Origin of the sequence: Pacificimonas flava, from assembly GCF_000342165.1 — a bacterium.
Classification (GTDB): domain Bacteria; phylum Pseudomonadota; class Alphaproteobacteria; order Sphingomonadales; family Sphingomonadaceae; genus Pacificimonas; species Pacificimonas flava.
Genome location: NZ_AMRV01000010.1, coordinates 32271 through 55969 on the forward strand (window position 1 = coordinate 32271; position 23699 = coordinate 55969).

A 23699-nucleotide genomic window follows, 5' to 3' on the forward strand; every position below is an offset into this window, starting at 1 on the left:
CTTACTGATTCTGCGATTGCCCCATAGCGCTGCCGGAATGCGATTGCGACTGTGACTGTCGCGCTGCTCGTCCCGCCATTTTTCGGCTCGTCTCCGCCGTGACGGTCAAATCCTCGGTGCCGCCGCCCATACGCGTTCCGACGATGGGGGCGGCCGTGCGATAGTCGAGGCCGGAGGAAACCCGCACATAATGCTCGTCCGTCGAAATCCCGTGCGCCGGGTCGAAGGCGGTCCAGCCCAGATCCTCAATATAGGCCTCCGCCCAGGCATGGGCCGCCGGCTGCCGGTTCTGCCCGTCACGGCGCAACAAGTGTCCGCCCACATAGCGGGCGGGAACGTTCAAACTGCGCGCAGCGCCGCAGAAAAGATGCGCCAGATCCTGACAGACGCCCGCGCGGTGCTGCCAGGCCTCCCGCGCCGTGGTGTGCACATCCGTCGTTCCGGGTTCGAAGCGAATCTCCGCGTGGAGCGCGGCCAGAAGGGCATGCATCTTGGCGAGGGCGCCATCAACCGCTTCCGTCGCTTCCCGCGCGAAGGCAGCGATGCCCTCATCGACCCGGCTGAGGTGCGTGGGGCGGCGATAGACGGTCGGCACAAGCGGTTCGTCCAGACCCGTCACCACACCGCTGGTGTCGACCGTGTCGACATGGCCCTCGGCCGTGATGAGCAATTCGTTTGGCGGCTGTTCGACGGTCAGAAGATGCGTGATGTTGCCATAGGCATCGCGCTTGCGGATGAGATCGGCATCGCAGTTGACGTCGATCTGCCAGCTGCCGACAATTTGACCGTCATATTCCCGCGGGGTCAGGCGGAGGAGCTGCATGACGCGCCGCGGCGGCGCCTCGTAGCGGTAGAGCGTCTGATGCTGGACTGAGATACGCACGGCGTCGGTCCTTTCCCGCTCAGAAGGAGAATTGCCGGCCAATCTCCCGGCTGAGGCGGTTGTTCTCTGCAATGAAGGTCTGCAGAAATTCGTGAAGACCGTCCTTGTAGATGGTGTCGATGTCGAGATGGCCCAGCCGGTCCGACAGCTTTCGGGCCAGGCGGTCTGCCGGTCCCACGCGGCCGTGCCGGGCGCGTAGATCCTGCATATATTCGCTGGCGACATCCATGCAGTGGGCAAGGCTTCTTGGAATATCCTCGCGCAGGATAAGGAGGTCGGCGATCAGCCATGGCTTCAACGTTTGTCGATAGGCGTGGCGGTAGGCCGTGACGGCGCTGACGGAGCGCAGCACGGCGGTCCACTGCGCCTGATCGAGCGCGCCGCCAACGTCCTCACCTTCTGGCAGAAGGGTGTGATATTTTACATCGAGCAGACGCGCCGTATTGTCCGCGCGTTCGATGACCGTGCCCAGGCGAATGAACCAGAAATTCTCACCGCGCATCAGGGTTCGCCAGATGGCCCCTTCGAAATTGCGAACCTCGAGCTTTATGCGCTCGATCAGCGTCTGCATGTCCACGCTTTCGCCGCGCCGCAGCCAGTCCTGCATTTCCATCCAGCATTGATTGAGCGTTTCGAACGCTTCGCTTGTCAGCGACGCGCGTACGATCCGGGCGTCGAACCGCGCCTTGTCGATACAGGATCGAATGGAACTCGGATTGCCGGCGTCGAGAGCAAGGAATTCCGAGACCGTGTCGTGGTTCGCCGTCAGTCCTCGCTCGTCGAACAGGGGGCCGGACCCGGACGAGCGCACCGCGCTTTTCCATCCCGAATTGGGGTCGTGCTGGGGCAGAGCCTCGAACCGGTAGGCCGCGTCCATGAGGCGCGCGGTAAAGTCCGCGCGCTCGACATGACGGCCAAGCCAGAAGAGGGCGGCGGCGGCGCGGCTAAGCATCGGACAGGACCCAGCTGTCCTTCGTGCCGCCACCCTGGCTCGAATTCACGACGAGCGAGCCGTCCTTCAGCGCAACGCGCGTCAGACCTCCGGGTACGACCCGAACAGCATCCGGGCTCGAGACGGCGAAGGCGCGAAGATCGACATGGCGCTCGGCAATGTTCTTGCCGATCACCGTAGGGCAGGTGGACAGTGCGAGGGTCGGCTGCGCGATATAGCCGTCGGGGTCAGCCTTTACCCGGCTGCGAAATTCCTCGATCTCTGCCTGCGTGGCCGCAGGACCGATCAGCATCCCGTAACCCCCGGACGCATCGACACGCTTCACGACAAGTTCGCCGATGTTCTCGAGCACGTATTTCAGCGAATCCGGCTCCCGGCAGCGCCAAGTCTCCACATTCTGCAGACTGGCGTCCTTTCCGGAATAGAATTTCACGATGTCCGGCACGTAGGAATAGATCGCCTTATCGTCCGCAACACCGGTTCCCGGCGCATTTACGATGGTGACGTTTCCGGCCTCATAGGCATCCATCAGCCCGGCGACCCCCAGGATGGAGTCCGGCCGAAATTCCAGAGGGTCCAGATAATCGTCGTCGATCCGGCGATAGATCACGTCGACCCGCTCCGGCCCCTCCGTGGTCCTCATGTAGATGCAGCGCCCGGATGCGAACAGATCACCGCCCTCAACCAGTTCGACACCGAGCCGGTCCGCAAGGAAACTATGTTCGTAATAGGCGCTGTTCAGCGAACCCGGCGTGAGCACGACGCCCAGCGGATCGCCGCGAACCCCGCGCGGCGCCACCTCCCGCATCATGTCCTGCAGATGATCGATGTAGGTGTCGACCGGGCGAACACGATGTTCGCGCAGAAGCTTTGGAAAGAGGCGCAGCATCGCCTCCCGATTTTCGAGCATGTAGGCGACGCCCGAAGGAGTGCGCAGATTATCCTCAAGGACGAAGAACCCCTCTGCGGTACGCACCATGTCGATGCCGCTTATGTGCGAATAGATGCCGCCGGGCGGCCTTATTCGCGTCATGGCCGGTTGGTACTGCGAGTTCGCCAGCACGAGTTCGTCTGGAATGATGCCGGCCTTCAAGATCTCCTGCGGACCGTAGATATCGGCCAGAAACTGGTTTAGCGCCTCGATGCGCTGGATGACGCCCGCCTCGAGGCCTGCGAATTCGTCGCTGGTCACGATACGGGGAAGGACATCGAAGGGAATGATCTTCTCGTCGGCACTCTCCTCCCCATAGACTGCGAAGGTAATGCCGAGGCGGCGAAAGGCGATTTCGGCAGCGGCATGGCGCCGTTCAAGTTCGTCGACCGGGATTTCCCGCAGCCACGCATCGAGACGTTCATAGGCGGGGCGAACCGCGCCGTCTTCGCCAGTCATCTCGCTGAAATTTGTCAGACAATCCTCTCGTGGTTTGCACAGCTATGTTATAAACAGAAGGGACCGGGCATAAATTTGTTCCCAAGCTGAAAGGAATGCCATGCTGAGCTACGAACCCGTGGGAAAAGAGGGCTATGCCGTCCTCACTATCAGTGGCCGCGTCTCCGCTACCGACTTCGATGGCATAAGGCCGCAGATCGAGCGGGACATCGAGACGCATGGCAAGATCCGGCTTCTGGAGAAGGTCGAGAGCTTTTCGGGAATGGATCCCATGGCCTTCGTCAAGGACGTGCAGTTCGGCCTGCCGCTGATCAACAAGATCAGCCATGTCGCGGTCGTTGCCGAGCCGGCGTGGATGCGCGTTTCCACCGACCTTTTCGGCGGACTGTTCCCTGGAAAGGTGAAGAGTTTCGAACCGGAAACCGAGGAGGCGGCGAAGATCTGGTTGACGAAGGTCAGCTAGGCTCGGCGAAAGAACAAAGACAGATTGTTCGCCGGCATGTCGATGCGCTGCGTCAGCCTCAGGCCGTGTTGCCCTGCCAGATGTTCGACCGCGCTCAAGTCTCGCAGGCCCCATTCGGAATTTCGCGCGCGAAGGTCCGCGTCGAAGGCCGCGTTGGACGCAGCGAGCGTTTTTCCCGCCTCACGATAAGGGCCATAGAGGTAGAGAAGTCCGCCCGGCGGAAGACAGCGGGCAGCCCCGACCATCAGCCCCTCGGTCGCTGCCCAGAGCGAGATGTGGATCATGTTTATACAGGTGATGGCTTCGGCATGCTGAACCGGCCAGTGCGGAGCGGACGCATCCAGCGCGACGGGCGCCTTTAGATTGGGAAGGTCCGCGTTCCTCCGGTGCGCAGCGATTGAATCTCTCGCCCCCTCGTCCGGGTCGCTCGGAAGCCAGGTCAGTGCGGGAAAGCGGCGAGCGAGATACACCGCATGCTCTCCCGACCCTTCTGCTACCATTAGCACCCGGCCCTTAGCGGGCAGGGCGGGCGCCAGGGCTGCCGCGATTGGTTCCCTGTTGCGTAAGGCGGCTGGCGAGGTGCGGGCGGACATCGAGGGGGGTTTACCGCGGTCCGCCCGACATGGGAAAGGCCGGCGGCATCTCATTGCCGAGTTGCACTTCCGAATATTTCAACAGCTCGCCTGAATTTCCGCTCGTTCTGGCAATTGCATTGACGGCCGCGCCGCGCTCTATGGCTGCAAACACCATTCTTGGGGAGTGCCGTCTCGTGCCCGACTTCAATCGTCGCCGCTTTCTCGAATCCGCGGCTCTGCTTGCTGCCGCTGCGCCGCTCTCCGGGTGTCTCGATACGGTCCGTTCGACCGGTACGGGGCACTGGCGCGACGCTGTTTCGCAGGCAAGCAGCGTGCATGACCCGGCGGACGCGCTGGAACTCGTCAACCTGGCCATTTACCGGCTGCAGGAAGTAAATGGCCAGATCAATGCGGTCACCTTTACCGATTTCGACTCTGCCCGGCGCCAGGCGGTTGCGCTGCCGAACGGGCGTTTTGCGGGCGTGCCGACGCTGATCAAGGACAATTTGATGGTGGCCGGGAAACCCTACACGCAGGGGTCCCGCTCACTTGCCGAGTATGTCGCGACCCAATCCGATCCCTTTTACACCTCGGCGATCGGGCCCATGGGTCTCGTCCCCATCGGCCGTTCGTCGCTGCCGGAGTTCGGGCTGACTGCGACGACGGAGCCTGTGCTGAGCGGGGCTGCGCGCAATCCCTGGAACACAGGCCATTCCACCGGCGGATCGTCGGGCGGCAGCGCCGCAGCGGTGGCGGCCGGCGTCGTCGCCATTGCCCATGCCAATGACGGCGGCGGCTCGATCCGCATTCCGGCGTCCGCTTGCGGCCTCGTGGGCCTGAAGCCCAGCCGCGGACGCATGGCCGGCGACGACGACAGCGACGCCGCGACCGACCTTGGCGTTCAGGGTTTTCTGACCCGTACGGTGCGCGACACAGCCGCTGCCTTTCACGCCGCGCAGGGCGGGCCGCTTTATCCGGCGGCGGATCTTGTCACGGGCGCGTCCTCGCAGCGCCTGCGTATCGGCGGACGCCTGACGCGTGCGGACGGTTCTCTGCCGGACCCCGAAGTGGTGCGGGTCTTCGAGGAAACGATGGCGATCCTGTCGCGACGCGGGCACCGTGTTTCCGAAGCGGATGCGAGCTTCGTCCCCGCCACAATGGTCGGTGATTTCATGACGCTGTGGACGCTGGGGGCTGCGGACCGTTTGCAGCGCGCCAGGAGCCTCGGCGAAATTCCCGCAGATGGGGACCTTGCTGATTATTTCGAACCGCTGATGCTCGGCATGGCGGAGCGCGGCGCGGCCCTGACGGATGCGGATCGGGACGCGGCGTTTGGGCGGCTGGCGGCCTTCAGCGCGGCCTACCGCGAGCAGTTCCAGACCTATGACGTACAGGTGACGCCGGTGCTCGGCGCCCCGCCCGCGCCGATCGGCTATTTGTCGCCGCGCATTCCGTTCGAGGAGCAGCAGGCGCGGCTGACCGACTATGCGGGTTTTACCGGCGCTGAAAATGTCGCCGGTTTGCCGGCCATTTCGCTGCCCGTTGGCATGAGCTCCGACGGGCTGCCAATCGGCCTGCAGTTCATCGGTGCGCCGGGCGCGGAACCGGTGCTTCTTGCGCTGGCCTTTGAGCTTGAAAACGAACTCAACTGGGCCGGGCGGCGTCCGTCGGTCTGGGTCGGAGATATGGAGCTTCCCGAATGACCATGGAGATCTGGTTCAATCCTCGCTGCGGTACGGCGCGCAAGGTCCGCGGCCGGCTGGAAGACAGCGGGCGCGACGTCACGGTTCGCGACTATCTGAAGCAGCCGCCGACACGAACGGAAATCGAGGAGGTTTTGCGCAAGTCCGGCATGAAGGCGAGCGACCTGCTTCGTTCCAAGGAGTCCCTGGCAGGGGAACTCGGCCTGCGGGAAACAGACGATGAGAGCCGCATATTGGACGCGATGGCAGAGCATCCCGTCCTTATAAACCGTCCGGTCGTTATCGACGGAGAGCGCGCGCGGCTGTGCCGTCCGGCGGACGAAGTCGAGGCACTGCTGGACTAGATCATGACCCCGTCCGCCATCGTTACCCGTTTCGCGCCCAGCCCGACCGGCAGGCTGCACGTCGGCAATATCCGCACCGCGCTCGTCAATTGGCTGTTCGCCAGGCAGAATGGCGGCCGCTTCCTGCTGCGTCTGGACGATACCGACCGGCAGCGGTCCACCGAGGCTTATGCGCAGGACATCCGCAGCGATCTCGACTGGCTTGGATTGCGACCCGACGGGGAGGTGCGGCAGTCGGACCGCATGGCGCTGTATGACGCGGCATTCGAACGGCTGCGTGCGGCTGGCCGTATCTATCCCGCCTACGAGACGGCGGACGAACTCGATATCAAGCGCAAGGTGCAGCTGTCACGGGGTCTGCCGCCGGTATATGACCGTGCAGCGCTGAACCTGTCGGAGGACGACCGCGCCGCGCTGGAAGCCGAGGGGCGCAGGCCGCACTGGCGTTTCCGCCTCGATACGGCTGCCGAGACAGGCTGGACCGACCAGGTGCGGGGGCCGTCACATGTCGACCCTGCCTCTCTCAGCGACCCGGTCGTGCGCCGGGAGGATGGTTCCTATCTTTACATGCTGCCGTCCGTGGTCGACGATATCGATATGGGCATCACCCATGTGGTTCGCGGAGAGGACCATGTGACCAATTCCGGCGTGCAGGTGCAGATGTTCTCTGCGCTGGGGGCAGGCGCCCCGGCGTTCGCTCATCTCTCCCTGCTGACCGGGGCGCAGGGCGGAAAACTGTCCAAACGCGTCGGCTCCATGGGTGTCGACGAACTGCGGGAGCAGGGGTTCGAGGCCGGAGCGGTCACGTCGTTTCTGGCGCGCATTGGAACCTCTCAGCCCGTCGTTCCGGTGCCGGATCTGAATATCCTCGCGAAGGATTTCGACTTCTCCTCATTCGGTCGTGCGGCGGCACGGTTCGATCCAGAGGAGTTGGCGCACCTCAATGCAAAGCTGGTGCACATGCTCCCTTACGACCAGGTGGCGGACCGACTGCCGCAGGGAATGAATGAGGCGGCATGGTCTGTGCTGAGGCCCAACCTGAACACAGTTTCGGATGCCGCCGACTGGTGGCAGGTGGTGACGGGGCCGCTGACAATGGCGCCGCAGCCGGCGGAGCGAGACTTTCTTATCGCCGCGCGCGACGCTCTGAACGATCTTGGCTGGGACGACGATATCTGGAAGCGGTGGACGGCTGACGTGAAAGGCCGCACGGGCCGCAAGGGAAAGACATTGTTCCAGCCGCTGCGGCTGGCCCTGACCGGCCGTGAGCAGGGGCCGGACATGTCGGCCCTCCTCCCGCTTATCGGGCGAGAGGCTGCGCTCCAGCGCCTTGAGGAGGCCGCGGGTCCGGAGGGCCGGTCCGCGGCCTGAGTTCTACAGCAAGAGCGGTTATTGCTGCGGCGCGCCGCCCGCGCCACCCGGCACGGAGCTGACCCGGCCGATATTGCCGAAGATGTCCTGGAACAGGCTGCTGTCGCGTCCGAACACAGGGGTGGTTTCGCTGGCGGGGTCGAGCTGTACGACCTGCTCCAGCCCCTTCTGCCGGTCCACCGCAGCAACATTGCCGCCGGCATCGAAGCGCACGGTCAGCACCTGCTGGGAGGTGGGTTCGCTTGGAAGAAAGGCGAGCTGCTCGACATTGCGGGAGACGTAATACCAGGTACTGTCGTCCCATTCGGAAACGAAGGTCGGGCGGCCGAGCGTACGTTCCACCGATTCGCGATTGTCCACGCCGGGGGAGATCGCCGAAACGAGCTCTTCGTCCACGACATAACCCTGGGCGTCGCGAATCCGCGCGCAGCCCGACAAGGCAGAACCGGCGATCAGGGCGACAGTCAGGAATTTCGCCGCGCTGAGAGAATGGTTTCGGAAAATCATGGCTGGTTCACTATTGCGTCGAGGGTTATCCGGCAAGCGGCGGCGGCGTTCAAATGAGACGGCCTGCATGAAGCTGGGATGAAAAGCCGTGAAACAGGTGAGAAGGTGAAGGTGCCGTTTTTTTCGAAAGCCCGTGATCGCGAAGAAGAGATCGCAGCCGCCCTCTACGGAGACGTCGTGTCGCGAGCGCGCCGCCCCGCCTGGTATCAGGCGGGACAGGTGCCCGATACGGTCGATGGCCGCTTTGACATGGTCGCGCTGATCCTTAGCCTTCTGATCCTGCGGCTCGAAGCGATAAGGACGAAGGAAAGTCAGAGACTGGTGGTGCGCCTGACCGAACGGTTCGTGGACGACATGGATTCGTCGCTGCGCCAAATCGGTATCGGCGATATGGTGATCGGCAAGCATGTCGGGCGGACGGTGTCGGCGCTGGGCGGCCGGCTCGGGGCCTATCGGGAGGCCTTTGCGAAGGGGCGCGGGCTGCGCGATGCCTTGCAGCGCAACCTGTATCGCGGGGAGGGTGCGCAGGAGGCGCTGGACTGGACGGCGGAGCGCGTTCGAGAGGAATCGCTGCGCCTTGGGCAGATCAGCGACCGGGCCTTTTTGACGGGAGAGGCGGCATGAGTGCGGGAAGCGAATTTTCACGCATCGTTCGGGTGGATGAGATCGGCTCTGGCCTTTCACGCGATATTTCCGCGTCGGAACTGGAGCGGGCGGCCCTTGCCCGGCGTTTCGACCTGATTGCAATTCCGGTGCTGGATGCCGACGTGACGCTTCGTCCGGCACCGGGCGGCTACCGGCTGACCGGAAGAGTGAAGGGGCGGGCGATCGCCGCCTGCGTGGTGTCCGGCGAAGACGTCGCGCAAACCGTGGACGAGCCCATCGATCTCTTGCTGGGCGAACCGGCCACCCGGCACTCCCCCCCAATGGAAGAGGAAATCGAGCTGGACGAGGACGATCTCGACCGGCTGACGATCGAGAACGGGCGGGTCGACTGGGGCGAATTGTCGGCGACGAGTTTCGCACTTGCGCTCGATCCCTACCCGCGCGCTTCGGATGCGCGCATCGCCGACGCTCGGCGTCACCTCCTCAGCGAGGATGAGGCCGCAGCGCAGGAAGCGGAGGATCGGGCCTCCCAGTCTCCCTTCGCCGGACTGCGCCGGGATTGATGGGCGTACAGCCAAAGGGAGGGTTCGAAACACACCCATGGATTTGACTGATCGACCCCGGCGCATCGCGTTGGTCGAGGATGACGGCGCCCTTCGAACCTTGCTAAGCCGCACGTTGCGGGAAAACGGATTCGAGGCCAGCGGTTATCGTAGCGGAGCGGAACTGCGTGCGGCGCTGGAAGCGCAGCAATTTGATCTGGTTATTCTCGATATCATGCTGCCGGGGACCAACGGACTCGATATCTGCCGCTGGCTTCGGGCGCGCAGCCACGTCCCGATCATCTTCATGAGCGCGCGCGGTCAGCAGACTGATCGGATCGTCGGCCTGGAACTCGGTGCAGACGATTTCCTGCCCAAGCCCATCGATCCGCACGAGTTGATCGCCCGCGTGCGTGCCGTGCTGCGCCGCTGGGAGTCGCATCCCGGGGAACGCACCGAATCGACGGGAATCGTTCGTTTCGACGGCTGGAGCATGGACCGGCGTCGGCGCGAACTGACAGCACCCGACGGCAGCCGCGTCGCCGTGTCCAGCGCCGAGTTCGACCTGCTCGGCGTCCTCGTCGATATGCCGCAGCGCGTCGTCGGACGGGAACTCCTGCTGGAACAGGCGCGCGAGCGCCCGGCCTCCGGAGATTCCAGCGATCGCAGTATCGACGTCCTCATCAGCCGTCTTCGCCGGAAGCTTGGTCAGTATGATGGCGGGCGGGATATCATCAAAACGGTGCGGGGGATCGGTTACGTATTCACGCCCTCGGTCACCCGCTGATGCGGGTGATCCGGCTGTGGCCGGCGGGATTCACGGGCCGGGTCACTCTGGTGCTTCTTGGGGCGATCCTGGTGCAATTTTTGGCGGCCGCCTATCTGCTCGGTATCGGTGAACGGCATTTGCAGCAGGCCGATCTCGCACGGCGTATCGCGGAGCAGCTCGTCGTGGCGGAGCGCGTGATCGGCGCGGCGCCGCCGGCTGACAGGGCGCGTTTGGTCAGCGACTTGTCGACTGCTCATCTCTATTTTTCACTGGAGGAGGAAAAGCCGCCGCTTTCCGGCACCAGCCATCCGATGGTGACGGATGTCCGTGCCGAGATCATCCGCTGGGAGCCAGCTCTGGCCGCCTATGAAATGCAGTTTGCCGTCCGAACGGCGCGGCAGGTGGGTTTCGTGCGCAACCTGGAGGGCGCGTTGCACCTCCCCGGCGGGCCTTGGATCTACTTTCGTACGCAGCAGCCTCTCCTGGGTTGGGCCGTCATCGTCAGCACGATGATCTGGGTCGGATTGACGGCGGCCGCGGTCCTGTTGTTCGCCGCCGTCATGGTTCAGACACTGGGCGCGCCCCTGCGCAAGCTCGCCTCACATGCCGATCAGATCGGCACCGGGCCGCCAGTGCATTTCGCCGAGAACGGGCCCAAGGAGCTCAGGCGCGTGGCCTTGGCGCTGAACGAGATGCAGGCGCGTATCGCGGCGCTTATCGACGAACGCACGACGGCGCTCGCGGCGGTGGGGCATGACCTTCGCACACCCCTTGCACGGCTGCGCCTGCGGCTCTCTGCGGTGGCGGATACCAATGCGCGGGCCGCGGCGGAACGAGACGTGCGCGAGATGGAGGACATGCTTTCCGCGCTTCTGGAATTCCTGAACGGTGGGGAGGAATGGGGGGAGCGCGTGAAGACCGACCTTGCCAGCCTGCTTCAGGTCATCGTCGAGGAAGCGCAGGATCTCGGCGGCAATGCGGAATATCTTGGACCCGCCAAGCTGGTCGCCAATGTCTATTTCGACGATCTGCGGCGCGCGCTCGTGAACCTCGTGGACAATGCTGTCAAATATGGCGGCGCAGCGCATGTCGATGCCTGGGTTGAGGATCGGTTCCTGATAATCCGTGTCGACGATTACGGCCCCGGGATCGACAGCGAAATTCTGGGGGCCGTGAAGCAGCCCTTCTACAGGGCGGATCAGGCGCGGGGCGGCGATACCCACGGCTTCGGACTCGGACTTAGCATTGCCGAGCAGGTCGCGCGCCGGCACGACGGGGAACTGGTCCTCGCGAACCGGCCAGAGGGCGGGTTGTCGGCCAGCCTGAAACTTCCGCGATCGGGTAGCCAGCCTTCCGCCTGAGGCGTTCAGTAATATTTTGTCACAGTTCGCGGGGGTCCGGGGAAACAATCCTCCTTCATTTTCTGCGCTGACGGTCCCTCTCGGGACCCCGAAGTTTATGGAGGAAAATCTTGGATCTGCTTATTAACGGCGTCAGCCGCTTTCAGGGCGAAATCTTTCCGACGAAGAGCGAGCGCTTCCGGGACCTGGCGCAGAACGGACAGGCACCGAAAACGCTGATGATCAGCTGCGCCGACTCGCGCGTCGTGCCGGAACTCATTACTCAGTCGGAACCGGGTGATCTGTTCGTGTGCCGCAACGCCGGCAATATCGTCCCGCCGTACAGCCGCCATCCGGGCGGCGTCTCCTCTGCGATCGAATATGCGGTCGTCGCGCTGGGTGTCGAGGACATCGTGATCTGCGGTCATTCCGACTGCGGGGCCATGAAGGCCTTTCAGACACCCGAGGCGCTGGAGATCATGCCGACGGTAAAGGAATGGCTCAGCCACGCCCATGCCGCGAACGAAGCGGTTCGCGCGTGCTGTGCCGGCAAGGATGCAGGCGAGCAGACGGCCGCGCTGATCCGTGAGAACGTCATTGTCCAGCTCACGCATCTGAAGAGTCATCCGTCCGTCGCGGCTGGGCTGGCATCCGGAAAGCTGCGTTTGCATGGCTGGGTGTTTGATATCGAATCCGGCGAGGTTGAGGCGCTTGATGGCGCGACCGGCCTCTTCCACAAGGCGGACGGCGGTGCGCTCTCGGTCGCGGACCGCGGCCGACAGGCGGCGGTGCCGGCGGCGCCGATCGGAGCGGCGGCATGACGACCGCTCCCGCCGCGTCCGGCGTGCCGGACGTCGATCCGCACGGCTACAAGAGTGCGAACATCGTTCGCGACATCGCAGCGTCGTTCGTGGTCTTCCTGGTCGCGATGCCGCTGTGCATGGGCATTGCGCTCGCGTCGGGTGTTCCGCCCGCACTGGGTCTGATCACCGGGATCGTCGGCGGCATCGCCGTTGGCATGGTCGCGGGATCGCCGCTTCAAGTCAGCGGTCCGGCCGCCGGCCTCGCCGTCATCGTTTTCGGAATCGTGAACGATTACGGGATTGAATCGCTCGTGCCCATCCTGGTGCTTGCCGGAATCCTGCAACTCGTCGCTGGTGCGCTGAAGATCGGCACATGGTTTCGGGGCGTTTCGCCGGCCGTCGTTCACGGCATGCTTGCCGGCATCGGCGTGCTGATTCTGGCAGGGCAGGTGCATGTCCTGATGGATCAGAGCCCGCAGGCGTCGGGTCTGACGAACCTGGTGGAGATTCCGCGCGCGTTCTTCGACCTGTCCCTCGCCGATCCGAGTTCGGCGGAGGCCGCGCTTGCTGTCGGTCTCGCGACGATCCTGACCATGCTGGCCTGGGACAAGTGGAAGCCGGAGAAGCTGAAGCTGGTGCCCGGTGCGCTTCTCGGCGTGCTTGCCGGAATCGCTCTTGCGACGTTCGCCAACCTGAATGTCGACCGGGTCATCGTGCCTGAAGACCTTCTGAGCAGCCTTACGCTTCCGAACCCGTCGGAATTCAGTCTGCTCCTGAACCCGTCGATCATCTTCACCGCCGTTGCCGTTGCGTTCATCGCCAGCGCCGAAACGCTGCTGTCCGCAGCGGCTGTGGACAAGATGCAGGACCGGGTGAAGGCACGCTTCAACAAGGAACTGAGCTCTCAGGGCGTCGGGAACTTCATTTGCGGTCTGGTCGGGGCGCTGCCGATGACCGGCGTGATCGTACGGTCCTCTGCCAATGTTCAGGCTGGGGCCGTGTCGCGTTGGTCGACGATTCTCCACGGCATCTGGATCCTCGGGTTCGTTGCGGTCTTTCCGCAGGTCCTGGCGCTCGTCCCGACTGCTGCTCTCGCCGGCGTGCTCGTCGTCGTCGGCGCGAAGCTGGTGAAGCTGGACGACGGCAAGAAACTGTTCCGCCGCCACGGTGCATTGCCGGCCGCGATCTGGGCGGCCACGCTCATCACCGTTGTGGCCGTGGACCTGCTGGTTGGCGTCATGGTCGGCCTCGGGCTGTCAATGATCGAATTGCTGCCGCATTTCCGCGATCGCCGTCTGCACGTCGATCGGGAGCGGACGGAAGAGCGCGAGGATGTGCGTCTGTCCGGCAAGGCAACGGTGCTTCAGGTCGACGATCTGACGAAGTGCCTTGACGATCTGCCGCGCGACCGCGCGGTTCGTTTCGACATGACCGACCTGAAGTTCAGCGATCACAGCTGCGCGGAAATGATTGCCGATGCGATCAAGAGTCGCAGGCAGAGAGGGCTGGAAACCGAAGTTCGCGCTGCCGATGGCAGTGCCGGGGCGAGGATATCCGCGCTCGCAGCCGCGTAGGGGTCGGGGCTACGCAGCCTGATCAGTAGCCCTTCCCTGCCGGTGGCCTGCGATGTTGCCCCCGTCGCAGGTCACATCGCCCCGGATCGAATGCGTGACCGCATTCGGTTCGGGGCATTTTTATTTCCGCTGTTTTGGCTGGGCCGCGAGCGGCTGGCGTGCATATCGACGCGCGAGGACCGCGCAGACGAGGAGCTGAATCTGGTGAAAGATCATCAGGGGCAGGATCACCGGGCCGACCGCAGCCGCCGGAAACAGGATGGCTGCCATGGGAACGCCGGATGCGAGACTCTTCTTCGATCCACAGAACAGGATCGCGATTTCATCCGCACGAGAGAACCCAAGGCAGCGTGCCGCCCCGCGCGTCAGCAAGAGCACGATGGCGAGCAGCAGGCTCGATAAGAGGACCAGTGCCGCAACTTGCCAGGCCGGAACGTCTTGCCACAAGCCTTGCACGATGGCGGCGCTGAAGGCCGTGTACACAACCAGCAGGATTGAGCCGCGATCCACAAAGGAGACAAGGCTGCCATGCTTCTGCACGAATCCTGCCGTCAGCGGCCGGGACAGGTGGCCGAGAAGGAATGGTAACAAGAGCTGAAGCGCGATCGTTTCAACCTTTCCGAGGGCTATCGTCCCCGCACCTCCCATCAGTCCAGCGACGAGGAGTGGCGTGAGACCGATGCCGATGAGGTTGGAAAGCGACGCACTGCATATCGCGGCGGGAACGTTTCCGCCCGCGATCGACGTAAACGCGATGGAAGACTGAACCGTGGACGGGAGCAGCGCCAGAAACAGAAAACCCGACGCCAGCGAGGGGGCCAGAATCAGGGTGCCGAGTTCGCGAAATCCAAGGCCGAGGATGGGAAACAGAAGGAACGTCGCTGCAAGGATGACGAGGTGCAACCGCCAGGCGGTCAGCCCGCCGACAATGGCGGCACGAGAGAGCTTCGCGCCATGCAGGAAGAAGAGCAGCGCTATGGCGAGCGACGTGACGGCTGCGAAGATGTCGGCGCCGGCGCCCCTGAGGGGCAGCAGCGAAGCCAGCAGGACGGATGCAAGAAGCGCCGCGCTGTAGCGGTCGACACGCTTCGGAATTCTAAGCATGTCGGACCGTTCGAAAATCGGGCTGGCGGGCGGAGCGGCGATGGGCCGACCCGCGCCCCGCCCGCAAGTCTAGGGTCAAGACGAAGGGATCAGAAGGGAACGTCGTCGTCGAGATCGTCGTCGTACGTCGGGCGTTGCGGGCGCGAGCCACCGCCACCGCCACCGCCACCGCCACCGCTTCCGCCGAAGTCGCTGCCGGAGCTGCCGCCATAACCCCCGCCATAGCCGCCGCCGGAGCCGCCGTCGCCGCCGCGACCGTCAAGCATGGTGAGCTCGCCGCGAAAATTCTGCAGGACAACCTCTGTCGTATAACGGTCATTGCCGTTCTGGTCCTGCCACTTGCGTGTCTGCAACTCGCCCTCGACGTAAATCTTCATACCCTTCTTCAGATAGTCGCGGGCGATCTTCACGAGTTGCTCATTGAAGATGGCAACGGAATGCCACTGGGTGTTCTCGCGCCGCTCGCCGGACTGGCGGTCACGCCAGGTCCGCGTCGTGGCGAGGCGCAAATTGCAGACTTCGCCGCCATTGGCGAACGACCGGAATTCCGGATCCTGGCCCAGATTTCCGATCAGCATGACCTTGTTCAGGCTTCCCGACATGATGTCCTTTCGCTGTTGCCGCCGTCAGGCGCCCAGCGCCCAGCGTGCGGTCCAATATGTGATTCCCGCCCCCACATAGGCCATGGCGAACAGGTATGCGAACATGAAGATCGGCCATTTGTAGCCGTTCGTTTCCCGCCGGGTGACGGCGAAGGTGGAAATGCACTGCGGTGCGAACACGAACCATGCAAGGAAGGCGAGGGCGGTCGGCAGCGGCCAAGCGTTTCTCAACCGGTCGACCAACTGCCCTTGCAGCACGTCCTCTTCCTCCGCGTCGATGGCGTAGACCGTGCCGAGCGCGGCGACGGCGACTTCCCGTGCGGCCATGCCGGGGACGAGAGCGATGGAAATTTCCTTGTTGAAACCGATCGGCGCGAACACATGCTCGAGACCGGTGCCGATCCGGCCCGCTATGGAATAGTCGACCTGGCTCACGCCCTCCGGCGCACGCGGAAAGCTTGCAAATGCCCAAAGCACGATGGTCGAGGCGAGAATGATGGTGCCGGCACGCCGCAGAAAGGCCCATGCACGCTGCCATATGCCGATGCCGAGATCGCGAATCGCGGGCCACTGATATTTCGGCATTTCCATCAGGAAGCCGCTATGCTTGCCCTTCGTGACCGTGCTGCGGAGGGCAAGGGCTGCCAGAAGCGCGCCGACGACTCCGAACGCATAGAGGCCGAAGAGCACGAGACCCTGCAGATTGGCGAAGCCCACCGGCCGGTCTGGAATGAACGCCGCGATGATGACGGCATAGACGGGAAGCCGCGCCGAGCAGGTCATCAGCGGCGCGATCAGGATCGTCGTCAAACGGTCCCTCGGGTCGGCGATCGTCCGCGTCGCCATGATGCCGGGAATGGCGCAGGCAAAGCTCGACAGGAGCGGGATGAACGCGCGCCCGGAGAGGCCGACACTTGCCATCAGCCTGTCCATCAGGAAGGCCGCGCGCGTCATGTAGCCGGACTGTTCGAGGACCAGGATGAAGGCGAACAGGATGACGATCTGCGGCAGGAAGACGATGACGGCACCGACACCGGCGAGCAGACCCTCATTGATCAGGTTGCGAAGAAAGCCGGCGGGAAGGATATTGCTTGCGGCGCCTTGCAGCACCGCGATCAGGCCCTCGATCCAGGCCATCGGTGCCTCCGCCCAGGCGAAAACCGCCTGAAACATGAAGAAGAGGACGGCGGCAAGGATGAGAGGTCCGGCGACGGGATGCAACACGACCCGGTCTATCCGGCGCGTCAAGCCGCCGGCCTGATGCCCACCAGTCACGACCGCGTCAGCGATCTGCCGGGCCCGCCGCTGCAGGCTGCGCATGTCCTGAGGTTCGCGAGAGGCAGAGGCGGCCTCGATCTTCGTCAGCAGAGGCAGAACCTTTTGGCCGAGGTCGTCAAGGCCACGCCGGCGAACGGCAACGGTCGGTACGACGGGCACGCCGAGTTCACGCTCTAGCGCGGGCACGTCGATCGTCAGGCCGTCGCGCTTCGCAAGGTCCATCATGTTGAGCGCCACGACGAGCGGGCGGCCCAGCATTTTGAGTTCAAGAACGAACCGGAGCTGCGCGGGAAGATTGGTGGCGTCGACGACCGCGACGATGGCGCGGGGCAGGGTCTCACCCTCCTGCCGGCCCATCAGCACGTTGCGCGTCACGGCCTCATCGGGCGATCGGGGATCGAGGCTGTAGGCGCCGGGCAGGTCGATCAGTTCCGCGCTGGAACCGTCGGGCAGGCGCAAAACCCCCGCTTTTCGCTCGACGGTGACGCCGGGATAGTTGGCGACCTTCTGGCGGGCGCCGGTCAGCGCGTTGAACAGGCTGGTCTTGCCGGCATTGGGATTGCCGACCAGCGCCACGGCGGGCGCAGCGGTCATTGTCATCGGGCGTTCGCCCCTCTTATTCGGCGGCCTGCACCTGCGGTGCATGGGCGGGCGTATAGGACACGTCCGCAGCGGCGGTTTCGCTTTCCAGCGTCACGAGAATATGTCTGGCCATCGCACGTCGCATGGCGACGCAACAATTTCCGATCCGAATCGCGATCGGATCGGCACCCAGCGCGGCCCGGTGCAACAACTCGACCTCCATACCCTCGTCGACGCCATGTTCCCGCAAACGCTGCTCATCGAGGGCGTTCGCTTGAATCGCAGCCACTGTGGCACGCGTGCCGGGCTTCAGGTCGACAATGTTCATAAGCAATCATTCCAAAAGACTATTGCGAACAATTATCAGCCTTTTGACGCCATGGCTAGACGCCGGGGTAACGAAGGCGCCCGAGAAAACGAACGGGGGAGGGCAGGCGGTGGCGCACCTTGAGGACGCTCGCCTTCGTCTTTTCGAACTGCATGACATTCTCGATCCGCCGGTCGAGGAAGGCGCGACTGTCGGCGAAGCCTTCGCTGTCGTCCTGCAACCAATAGAGGAGCGTGCTCGAATAAACCGCGGAGAAGGTCAAGCGCTTGGTATAATGATTATAATCGGTGGCGTCGTCTCCGGCGCAGCGCCAGATCACGTCCGCGGTCCGCCAAAGACGCCGCGCGGAGGCAGCGGCGTTTTGCGGGCGGGATAGGATCTGTGCGGCCGCGCGGACCGCCTCCTTATAAGGGTAGGCCTGCTCCAGCCGTATCTCGATCGCGCGCCGGATCCGTTCCCGTATCTTCATGGCCGAGACATTCTCGGCTTGAAGCTGCGCTGCCATGTCGCTGTCGGCGAGCATGATCCACGCCTCGACCATGCTCCGTTCCGCGTTCGGAAAGACGAGGCGCGTGCGCTCCGGCGGGATCTGCAGCCGCTCGGCCGCCGCCGATGCCGCGGCCCACGTCCACCCGTCGAACACGATGTCCGGCAGCATCTCCCGGATCAGGACGGGACGCAGTTCGTCGAGGGTCATGTCCGCCGGCTCCAGATCGGCTGGCGCTGCTGCCGGGGCCGAGGAGGATGAGGAGGAAGAGCGGAAAGAGGTCATGGCATGTTCATGCGTCAGCCCCCATATGTGTTGCAAGCGTTGTAGCGTCGCATGCCGCTGTGTCCGAAAGACAGCGGTGTGCCTGTTCTATACCTCCTTGAGCGCCGGAACGCCTTGCGGACCTTGTGCGTCATTGGTATGAGCCGCGCGTTTCCACTGCAGGATTCGTTCTGCGGTGCATCGTGCATGGGGTAAGGATATCCGCTTGCGCGTGTTTTTCTCGAAGATTGGAGTGATTTAGACCGCATGCAAATCATCGTTCGTGACAACAATGTCGACCAGGCGCTGCGCGCGCTCAAGAAAAAGCTGCAGCGCGAGGGCGTCTATCGCGAGATGAAGCTGCGTCGTCACTATGAGAAGCCGTCGGAAAAGCGGGCACGGGAGCGTGCTGCCGCGATCCGCCGGGCGCGCAAACTTGAGCGCAAGCGTATGGAACGCGACGGTATCCGTTAAGAAAAGCCGGCCGGCGCTTCCCGCGCGCTGGCCGAATGCGTTTCCTGCAGCCAGAAAGTTCCGCATGGCCCGCCGCTCGACGATCGACGACCCGATGCACAAAGACCAAATTCGCCACCGCGGCGTGGGGTTCTGGCTTGTGCTGCTTGCTCTCGCTGTGCTCGTGGCGGGGCTGTTCTCCTGCGTTGGCACCCGTCATCTGCAGATGGTAACGACGGAGTCGGGGCTGGAATATCAAGTGCTTCGCGCTGGAAATGGCGAGGCGCCGGGACCGGATGATCAGGTTCTGGTTCATTATGAGGGCACGCTGGAGGACGGCACGGTTTTCGATTCCAGCTATCAGCGCGGCACGCCGGCCGCCTTCGGCGTCAGTCAGGTTATTCCGGGCTGGACCGAAGGGCTGCAACTGATGAAGCCGGGCGCGCGCTACCGCTTCATCATTCCATCCGACCTCGCTTACGGCCCTGAGGGCGCCGGCGGCGTCATTCCGCCCGATGAAGAATTGACCTTCGAAGTCGAACTGCTCGATGTACGCCGTGCGGCGGACATGCAGCAGCTTCTCGGGCAGTAGTTTCGCGGGCGCCTTGCCGCCCATGTCGACCACATGAAATGCACGAGCCTGCAAGGCGACCGCGGAGAGACCCTCATCTCCGCCTCCGCCCTCGGGATGGTTCGACGCGATCGCCCCTTATTCCGCAATATCGAGTTCACGCTTTCCGCAGGTGAGGCGATTCAACTCACCGGGCCAAACGGGTCGGGCAAATCGACCCTGCTACGTATTCTCGCCGGTCTCCTCACGCCCACCGTCGGCGCAGTCGTTCGCCGCGTGCCGCTATCCTATCTGGGCCATCGGAACGGTCTTACGACGGCAAACACGGTGGCAGCAGAACTTGCGGACTGGGGCGTGGCGGATGAGAGCGTTTTCAGGCGGTTCGGACTTGAGGCGCTTGGCCCCTTTCCCTTGCGAACTCTTTCTCAAGGGCAGCAGCGCCGTGTTGCCCTGGTCCGGGTGCTGGCTTCGGGAGCGAGACTCTGGCTGCTCGATGAGCCGGCGGTGGGACTCGACGCGGAAAACCGCAATCATCTGGCGGAGGCGATGGACCGGCACCGTTTGGACGGCGGAGCGATCGTCGCCGCGACGCATGACGATCTCGGCCTTCAGGACGCCCGCCAACTTGAACTGGGCGGAAGACCGCGATGCGGCTGAGACGTCTCATCGCCCGCTATGTGCGGTTCGAGGATGCCTTCGTGCCCGTGGCGTTTTTCCTGATCGTGGTCAGCCTCTCGGTGTTCGGGGCGGGGCCTGAACGCGATACGCTGGTTCAAATCGGGCCGGGTACTCTCTGGACGGCCGCACTCCTCGCCTTTCTGCTACCGGTCGGTACGATTTTCGCACGCGATCTCGAGGCGGGGGTTCTCGATCAGCTGCGTGTCGGCGGGCTGGCCTTCGAAACCATTGCCGCGGCCCGCATTCTCGGTCTCTATATCAGCGTGGCGCTGCCCCTGCTGGCCGCGTGCGTGCTCGCGAGCGTCTTGATGCCCGGGGGGACAGCACTTCTCGGGCCTGCATTTCCCGTGGGGTTCATGGCCCTGGCAGCGCTTTCCGTTGCAGCGGGCGCGCTTATCGCTGGCGCGCGTGGGGGCGAGGCGCTGGCGGGGCTTCTGATCCTGCCGCTTGCACTTCCGGTCCTCATATTCGGCGCTGGCGGAGAATTTCGTCTGTTGGCGGCCGCGACGCTCGTGCTCGTCGTGACCGCACCCTTCGCGGCGGCTGCGGCTTTGCGCGCGGCAGAGGCCTGAAAGCGGCCTCAGTCGATCAGTTTCTCGAGCTCGCTGACAAGGCGTTCGGTCTGGAACGGCTTGTTGCAGACCGGCGCACCGGTAAAACGCCGCTGCAGTGTTTCGCTGTCGCCATGTCCCGTGTGAAACAGGAACGGTACGCCGCGCGCCCTCAGACGTTCGGCGATGGGGAACACCTCCTCCCCGCGGAGATTAACGTCGAGGACGGCGCAGTCGAATTCCTGTTCGGGGTCTTCTGCAATCGGCAGGCCGTCCGAGAGACGCGTGATGGGCCCGTGCACGATCGCGCCGCGGTCTTCCAGCGCCGCCTCGATATCGAGAGCGATCAAGACCTCGTCCTCGACAATAAGGACCGAGCGGCCATTCAGGCTGCTGATGCAGGGATCCGTCATAGCGGGACCGCGACTTTAACACTTCTGCGCAACTCAAAAACTCCCCCGAGAATGGCTGCAGCGCATTCGGCGCATTTCCATCAGACGTTTTCGGCTGTGGAAAGTTTCTTCCCCCATCCGAGTTTTCTCCCCTGTGTGTCAACCAAGTCTCTTGTCGGCAGCGACGCGTACGCTAAGCGGCCCCATGCTCAAACGCCTATATGATTGGACTCTGGCGAAGGCGGCGCATCCGCTCGCCGAACGCTGGCTGGCCGTGATTTCCCTTGTCGAGTCGAGCTTCTTTCCCATTCCGCCGGACGTGGTGTTGGCACCGATGGCCCTGTCGAGGCCGGAGCGGGCGCTGAAATATGCCGGGATCGCGACGTTCGCATCCGTATTGGGAGCGGCCATTGGCTGGATGATCGGTGCGACATTTTTCGAAACTGCCGGCCGGTGGTTGCTGGAATTCTACGGTGCGGGTGAGCAATTCGCGCAGATCAGCGCAGATTTCAACGAGCGAGGTTGGCTGATCGTCCTGCTGGCCGGATTCACGCCGATCCCGTTCAAGATCGTGACGATCGCCAGCGGCGCGACGGGGCTCAGCATCTACGTGCTCCTGGCTGCCAGTGTCGTCAGCCGCGGTGCCCGCTTCTTTCTGCTGGCGGGCCTTCTGAAGCTGTTCGGGCCGCCCGTGAAAGCGCTCCTGGACCGGCATTTCGGTCTTATTACCTCGCTATTCGCCCTTCTCCTCGTTGGCGGCTTTCTGGCCGTCCGCTTTCTGTTCTGAGGAACCCTCCGTTCAGGTGAGGGGGAACGCAGCGCCGCTTCCGCACATTCAGATGTGGACGTTCTAGAAAGGGTAAGTTGCATGATTGGGAAAGTCATTGGCGCCACCATCGGGCGCAAGGCGGCGCGGACACTCGGTACGACGATTGGCGGCCCGGCCGGTGCCGCAATCGGCTATGGCCTCGTGTCCAGGCGCTTCCGCAAGCTCGCTTTCGGAGGTCTGGCCGTGATGGGCGGGCTTGCCGCCTATCGGAAGATGAAGGAACAGAGCCGCGGTCCCGTCACTGGTGCGGCCGACGGTCCCGCGCAGGAGCGTTCGAACGAGGATCCGTTGCCGGTCTACGCACCGCATAGCTAAAGAGGGCCGGCATCAGCCCTCCGCCGAACGGCATCCTTCTCAGTCGGAAAGAAACCGCCGGACCACATCGCGCGCAATGCGTGTGGGCCGGTGGGAGGCGCTGTCCACACTGCACCACACGCTCTCGACCTCGGCCAACACGTCTTCGCCGCGTTTGATCAGCGTGCGATAGAAGGCGCGAACGCCGCGCACCTTTTCAAGAACAACCGAAGCTGTCAGATTGTCCTCCAGGAAGCCTGCGCGGCGGTAGGTAATCTCGTGCTTCAGGGCGACCCAGAGATAGCGCGCCTGCGCATCGCGCGGGGCAAAGCGTTCCCAATGTTTAACAACGGCCTCCTGAACCCAGTTCAGGTACACGGCATTGTTCACATGACCCATGTGATCGATATGCGATATATCGACGGATAAGGGATGTTCGATCTCGGCCGCGTTCATGGGTTCATTATAGGTATATTGTCACCGATGCCAATAACAATTCGCAAGGGCAGGCGAACGCCCGAGGAGGTCAGGCGAGATGCCGTCGCGGCTGCGCGCGCTCTTCTGATCAACGAGGGACCGCAAGCCGTCACGCTGAAGGCGGTCGCCAAGTCGCTGGGCATGACGCACGGCAACATCACCCATCATTTTGGGTCCGTCGGCGGTCTTCATGCGGCACTGATCGGCGCCATGACACGGGAATTGACGGCCATCGTCGGACATTTGGCCGCTGAAATGCGTGCCGGCAGGGCGAGCCCTAGAGAGATCGTCGATACGGTGTTCGACGCATTTGGACGAGGCGGCGCGACCCGAATGATCGCCTGGGTCGAATTGTCGGGGAAGCGTGCGGACCTCGCCCCGTTCCACGCGGCAGTGGCCGATCTCGTGGACGCTCTGACCGGCTCCGTGCCTGGCCGCCGCAAGATCGACTCCGCGCGCGTGACCTTGGCAGTCATGTTGCCCGCTCTCGGCCACGCGCTGGTTGCCAGCGACCTGCAAAGCGAACTCGGTATCCACGAGGATGAAGTTCGCGCGCAGGTGACAGGATCTTTGCAGGCGTTGCTGCGGCTGATGCCGCTCGCCAACGGCGCCTCTGCGCCGGAGGGGGAGCGTGCTAGTGAAGTTCGCCGACGACGTCCTCAAGTTGAAGCATGAGCACGGCGCGCTCGACCTGACGCCAACGTGCGAAACTCGCCGGGTCCGTACGATGTGAATCCGCCAGGAAGGCTGCCTCCACGACAGCCTCGGGACCGAATTCTGCGACCAGAGCGGCCGCTTCGTCAAACGAGTGACGATCCATGAGACTTTGAATATACACTGATGCCCACTCCGCCTTTTTCTTCGCTATCAGCAAGAAGCGGGCCAGTTTGAAAAACTGCAGACCATGGCGGGCGGGCGCGACGGCCAATTCGATCAGAAGGAAAATTAGTGTACGCGGTGTCCCAGAATAATACATCCGGCCCTATC

The 23699-nt window shown here is 63.6% G+C and carries 30 protein-coding genes; 17 read left to right on the top strand and 13 right to left on the bottom strand.

Going from position 1 to position 23699, the window contains the following annotated elements:
• Position 1: 1 nt before the first annotated feature.
• The 3 genes from C725_RS12355 to C725_RS12365 are packed head-to-tail and all read right to left on the bottom strand — an operon-like array spanning position 2 to position 3225.
• Positions 2 to 883, bottom strand: coding sequence for a transglutaminase family protein (locus tag C725_RS12355; RefSeq protein WP_008603474.1), 882 nt, complete (start codon positions 881 to 883; stop codon positions 2 to 4).
• Between the two features lie 19 nt (positions 884 to 902).
• Positions 903 to 1835 (bottom strand): alpha-E domain-containing protein, encoded by a 933-nt coding sequence (locus C725_RS12360; protein WP_008603476.1) that lies wholly within the window; start codon positions 1833 to 1835, stop codon positions 903 to 905.
• On the bottom strand, positions 1828 to 3225 hold the full coding sequence (locus tag C725_RS12365) for a circularly permuted type 2 ATP-grasp protein (RefSeq protein ID WP_008603477.1): 1398 nt from the start codon (positions 3223 to 3225) through the stop codon (positions 1828 to 1830). Before C725_RS12365 ends, C725_RS12360 begins: the two co-directional genes overlap by 8 nt.
• Positions 3226 to 3325: 100 nt before the next feature.
• On the opposite strand from C725_RS12365, the gene C725_RS12370 reads away from it, so the two are divergent.
• Positions 3326 to 3688, top strand: a complete 363-nt coding sequence (locus tag C725_RS12370; protein ID WP_008603479.1) for a SpoIIAA family protein — start codon at positions 3326 to 3328, stop codon at positions 3686 to 3688.
• On the opposite strand, the gene C725_RS12375 is transcribed toward C725_RS12370, so the two are convergent.
• Positions 3685 to 4335 (bottom strand): DUF938 domain-containing protein, encoded by a 651-nt coding sequence (locus C725_RS12375; protein WP_338046309.1) that lies wholly within the window; start codon positions 4333 to 4335, stop codon positions 3685 to 3687. The two genes, C725_RS12370 and C725_RS12375, sit on opposite strands and share 4 nt — an antisense overlap.
• 86 nt (positions 4336 to 4421) lie before the next feature.
• On the opposite strand from C725_RS12375, the gene C725_RS12380 reads away from it, so the two are divergent.
• The 3 genes from C725_RS12380 to gltX are packed head-to-tail and all read left to right on the top strand — an operon-like array spanning position 4422 to position 7681.
• Positions 4422 to 5966 (top strand): amidase family protein, encoded by a 1545-nt coding sequence (locus tag C725_RS12380; RefSeq protein WP_160165728.1) that lies wholly within the window; start codon positions 4422 to 4424, stop codon positions 5964 to 5966.
• Positions 5963 to 6310 carry an arsenate reductase family protein gene (locus C725_RS12385; protein ID WP_008603487.1) on the top strand — a complete coding sequence of 116 codons (348 nt, stop codon included), beginning with the start codon at positions 5963 to 5965 and terminating at the stop codon, positions 6308 to 6310. The genes C725_RS12380 and C725_RS12385 overlap by 4 nt, the downstream gene beginning before the upstream one ends.
• Before the next feature lie 3 nt (positions 6311 to 6313).
• A complete protein-coding gene (gene gltX, locus C725_RS12390; RefSeq protein ID WP_008603489.1) occupies positions 6314 to 7681 on the top strand; it encodes a glutamate--tRNA ligase in 1368 nt (455 codons plus the stop codon).
• A gap of 18 nt (positions 7682 to 7699) precedes the next feature.
• On the opposite strand, the gene C725_RS12395 is transcribed toward gltX, so the two are convergent.
• Complete coding sequence (locus tag C725_RS12395; protein ID WP_008603491.1) at positions 7700 to 8188, bottom strand: outer membrane protein assembly factor BamE; 489 nt, start codon at positions 8186 to 8188, stop codon at positions 7700 to 7702.
• Positions 8189 to 8266: 78 nt separating this feature from the next.
• On the opposite strand from C725_RS12395, the gene C725_RS12400 reads away from it, so the two are divergent.
• From C725_RS12400 to C725_RS12425, 6 genes are all read left to right on the top strand, one after another.
• Positions 8267 to 8812, top strand: coding sequence for a ubiquinol-cytochrome C chaperone family protein (locus C725_RS12400; RefSeq protein WP_008603493.1), 546 nt, complete (start codon positions 8267 to 8269; stop codon positions 8810 to 8812).
• Positions 8809 to 9357, top strand: a complete 549-nt coding sequence (locus C725_RS12405; RefSeq protein ID WP_008603496.1) for a YceD family protein — start codon at positions 8809 to 8811, stop codon at positions 9355 to 9357. The genes C725_RS12400 and C725_RS12405 overlap by 4 nt, the downstream gene beginning before the upstream one ends.
• A gap of 37 nt (positions 9358 to 9394) precedes the next feature.
• The gene (locus C725_RS12410) at positions 9395 to 10123 is read left to right on the top strand and encodes a response regulator (RefSeq protein ID WP_008603498.1); all 729 of its coding nucleotides are present in this window, start codon (positions 9395 to 9397) and stop codon (positions 10121 to 10123) included.
• Positions 10123 to 11466, top strand: a complete 1344-nt coding sequence (locus C725_RS12415; RefSeq protein ID WP_051051401.1) for an ATP-binding protein — start codon at positions 10123 to 10125, stop codon at positions 11464 to 11466. The genes C725_RS12410 and C725_RS12415 overlap by 1 nt, the downstream gene beginning before the upstream one ends.
• A 110-nt stretch (positions 11467 to 11576) precedes the next feature.
• The gene (locus C725_RS12420; RefSeq protein ID WP_008603502.1) at positions 11577 to 12266 is read left to right on the top strand and encodes a carbonic anhydrase; all 690 of its coding nucleotides are present in this window, start codon (positions 11577 to 11579) and stop codon (positions 12264 to 12266) included.
• A complete protein-coding gene (locus C725_RS12425; RefSeq protein WP_008603503.1) occupies positions 12263 to 13822 on the top strand; it encodes a SulP family inorganic anion transporter in 1560 nt (519 codons plus the stop codon). The genes C725_RS12420 and C725_RS12425 overlap by 4 nt, the downstream gene beginning before the upstream one ends.
• A 120-nt stretch (positions 13823 to 13942) precedes the next feature.
• Here the strand turns inward: C725_RS12425 and C725_RS12430 are convergent, their stop codons facing one another.
• The 5 genes from C725_RS12430 to C725_RS12450 all read right to left on the bottom strand — a co-directional run bounded on the left by C725_RS12430 (position 13943) and on the right by C725_RS12450 (position 18488).
• Complete coding sequence (locus C725_RS12430; RefSeq protein ID WP_008603504.1) at positions 13943 to 14926, bottom strand: bile acid:sodium symporter family protein; 984 nt, start codon at positions 14924 to 14926, stop codon at positions 13943 to 13945.
• 89 nt (positions 14927 to 15015) lie between these two features.
• Entirely contained in the window at positions 15016 to 15528 is a 513-nt protein-coding gene (gene ssb / locus C725_RS12435) for a single-stranded DNA-binding protein (protein ID WP_008603506.1), read from the bottom strand.
• A 24-nt stretch (positions 15529 to 15552) separates the two neighbouring features.
• Positions 15553 to 17400, bottom strand: a complete 1848-nt coding sequence (feoB, locus tag C725_RS12440) for a ferrous iron transporter B (protein ID WP_038283249.1) — start codon at positions 17398 to 17400, stop codon at positions 15553 to 15555.
• 22 nt (positions 17401 to 17422) lie between these two features.
• Positions 17423 to 17716, bottom strand: a complete 294-nt coding sequence (locus C725_RS12445; protein ID WP_008603510.1) for a FeoA family protein — start codon at positions 17714 to 17716, stop codon at positions 17423 to 17425.
• A gap of 55 nt (positions 17717 to 17771) precedes the next feature.
• The gene (locus tag C725_RS12450; RefSeq protein ID WP_008603512.1) at positions 17772 to 18488 is read right to left on the bottom strand and encodes a COQ9 family protein; all 717 of its coding nucleotides are present in this window, start codon (positions 18486 to 18488) and stop codon (positions 17772 to 17774) included.
• 246 nt (positions 18489 to 18734) lie between these two features.
• On the opposite strand from C725_RS12450, the gene rpsU reads away from it, so the two are divergent.
• The 4 genes from rpsU (at position 18735) to C725_RS12470 (ending at position 20741) form a co-directional block, all read left to right on the top strand.
• The gene (gene rpsU, locus C725_RS15855; protein WP_008603513.1) at positions 18735 to 18941 is read left to right on the top strand and encodes a 30S ribosomal protein S21; all 207 of its coding nucleotides are present in this window, start codon (positions 18735 to 18737) and stop codon (positions 18939 to 18941) included.
• Positions 18942 to 19005: 64 nt separating this feature from the next.
• The gene (locus C725_RS12460) at positions 19006 to 19512 is read left to right on the top strand and encodes an FKBP-type peptidyl-prolyl cis-trans isomerase (protein WP_008603515.1); all 507 of its coding nucleotides are present in this window, start codon (positions 19006 to 19008) and stop codon (positions 19510 to 19512) included.
• 33 nt (positions 19513 to 19545) lie between these two features.
• Positions 19546 to 20148 carry a heme ABC exporter ATP-binding protein CcmA gene (gene ccmA, locus C725_RS12465; RefSeq protein ID WP_008603516.1) on the top strand — a complete coding sequence of 201 codons (603 nt, stop codon included), beginning with the start codon at positions 19546 to 19548 and terminating at the stop codon, positions 20146 to 20148.
• Entirely contained in the window at positions 20139 to 20741 is a 603-nt protein-coding gene (locus C725_RS12470) for a heme exporter protein CcmB (RefSeq protein WP_008603517.1), read from the top strand. Before ccmA ends, C725_RS12470 begins: the two co-directional genes overlap by 10 nt.
• Before the next feature lie 8 nt (positions 20742 to 20749).
• Here the strand turns inward: C725_RS12470 and C725_RS12475 are convergent, their stop codons facing one another.
• Positions 20750 to 21133 carry a response regulator gene (locus tag C725_RS12475; RefSeq protein WP_008603518.1) on the bottom strand — a complete coding sequence of 128 codons (384 nt, stop codon included), beginning with the start codon at positions 21131 to 21133 and terminating at the stop codon, positions 20750 to 20752.
• 184 nt (positions 21134 to 21317) lie between these two features.
• Here C725_RS12475 and C725_RS12480 point away from each other — a divergent pair, with 184 nt between their 5' ends.
• Together C725_RS12480 and C725_RS12485 are read left to right on the top strand one after the other, a co-directional pair.
• Positions 21318 to 21899, top strand: a complete 582-nt coding sequence (locus C725_RS12480) for a YqaA family protein (protein ID WP_008603519.1) — start codon at positions 21318 to 21320, stop codon at positions 21897 to 21899.
• Positions 21900 to 21980: 81 nt separating this feature from the next.
• Positions 21981 to 22256, top strand: a complete 276-nt coding sequence (locus C725_RS12485; protein ID WP_008603520.1) for a hypothetical protein — start codon at positions 21981 to 21983, stop codon at positions 22254 to 22256.
• 39 nt (positions 22257 to 22295) lie between these two features.
• On the opposite strand, the gene C725_RS12490 is transcribed toward C725_RS12485, so the two are convergent.
• Positions 22296 to 22691 carry an acyl-CoA thioesterase gene (locus tag C725_RS12490; protein WP_008603521.1) on the bottom strand — a complete coding sequence of 132 codons (396 nt, stop codon included), beginning with the start codon at positions 22689 to 22691 and terminating at the stop codon, positions 22296 to 22298.
• A 27-nt stretch (positions 22692 to 22718) separates the two neighbouring features.
• On the opposite strand from C725_RS12490, the gene C725_RS12495 reads away from it, so the two are divergent.
• Positions 22719 to 23387, top strand: a complete 669-nt coding sequence (locus C725_RS12495) for a TetR family transcriptional regulator (protein WP_008603522.1) — start codon at positions 22719 to 22721, stop codon at positions 23385 to 23387.
• On the opposite strand, the gene C725_RS12500 is transcribed toward C725_RS12495, so the two are convergent.
• Positions 23347 to 23688, bottom strand: coding sequence for a hypothetical protein (locus tag C725_RS12500; protein WP_038283213.1), 342 nt, complete (start codon positions 23686 to 23688; stop codon positions 23347 to 23349). The two genes, C725_RS12495 and C725_RS12500, sit on opposite strands and share 41 nt — an antisense overlap.
• Positions 23689 to 23699: the final 11 nt, after the last annotated feature.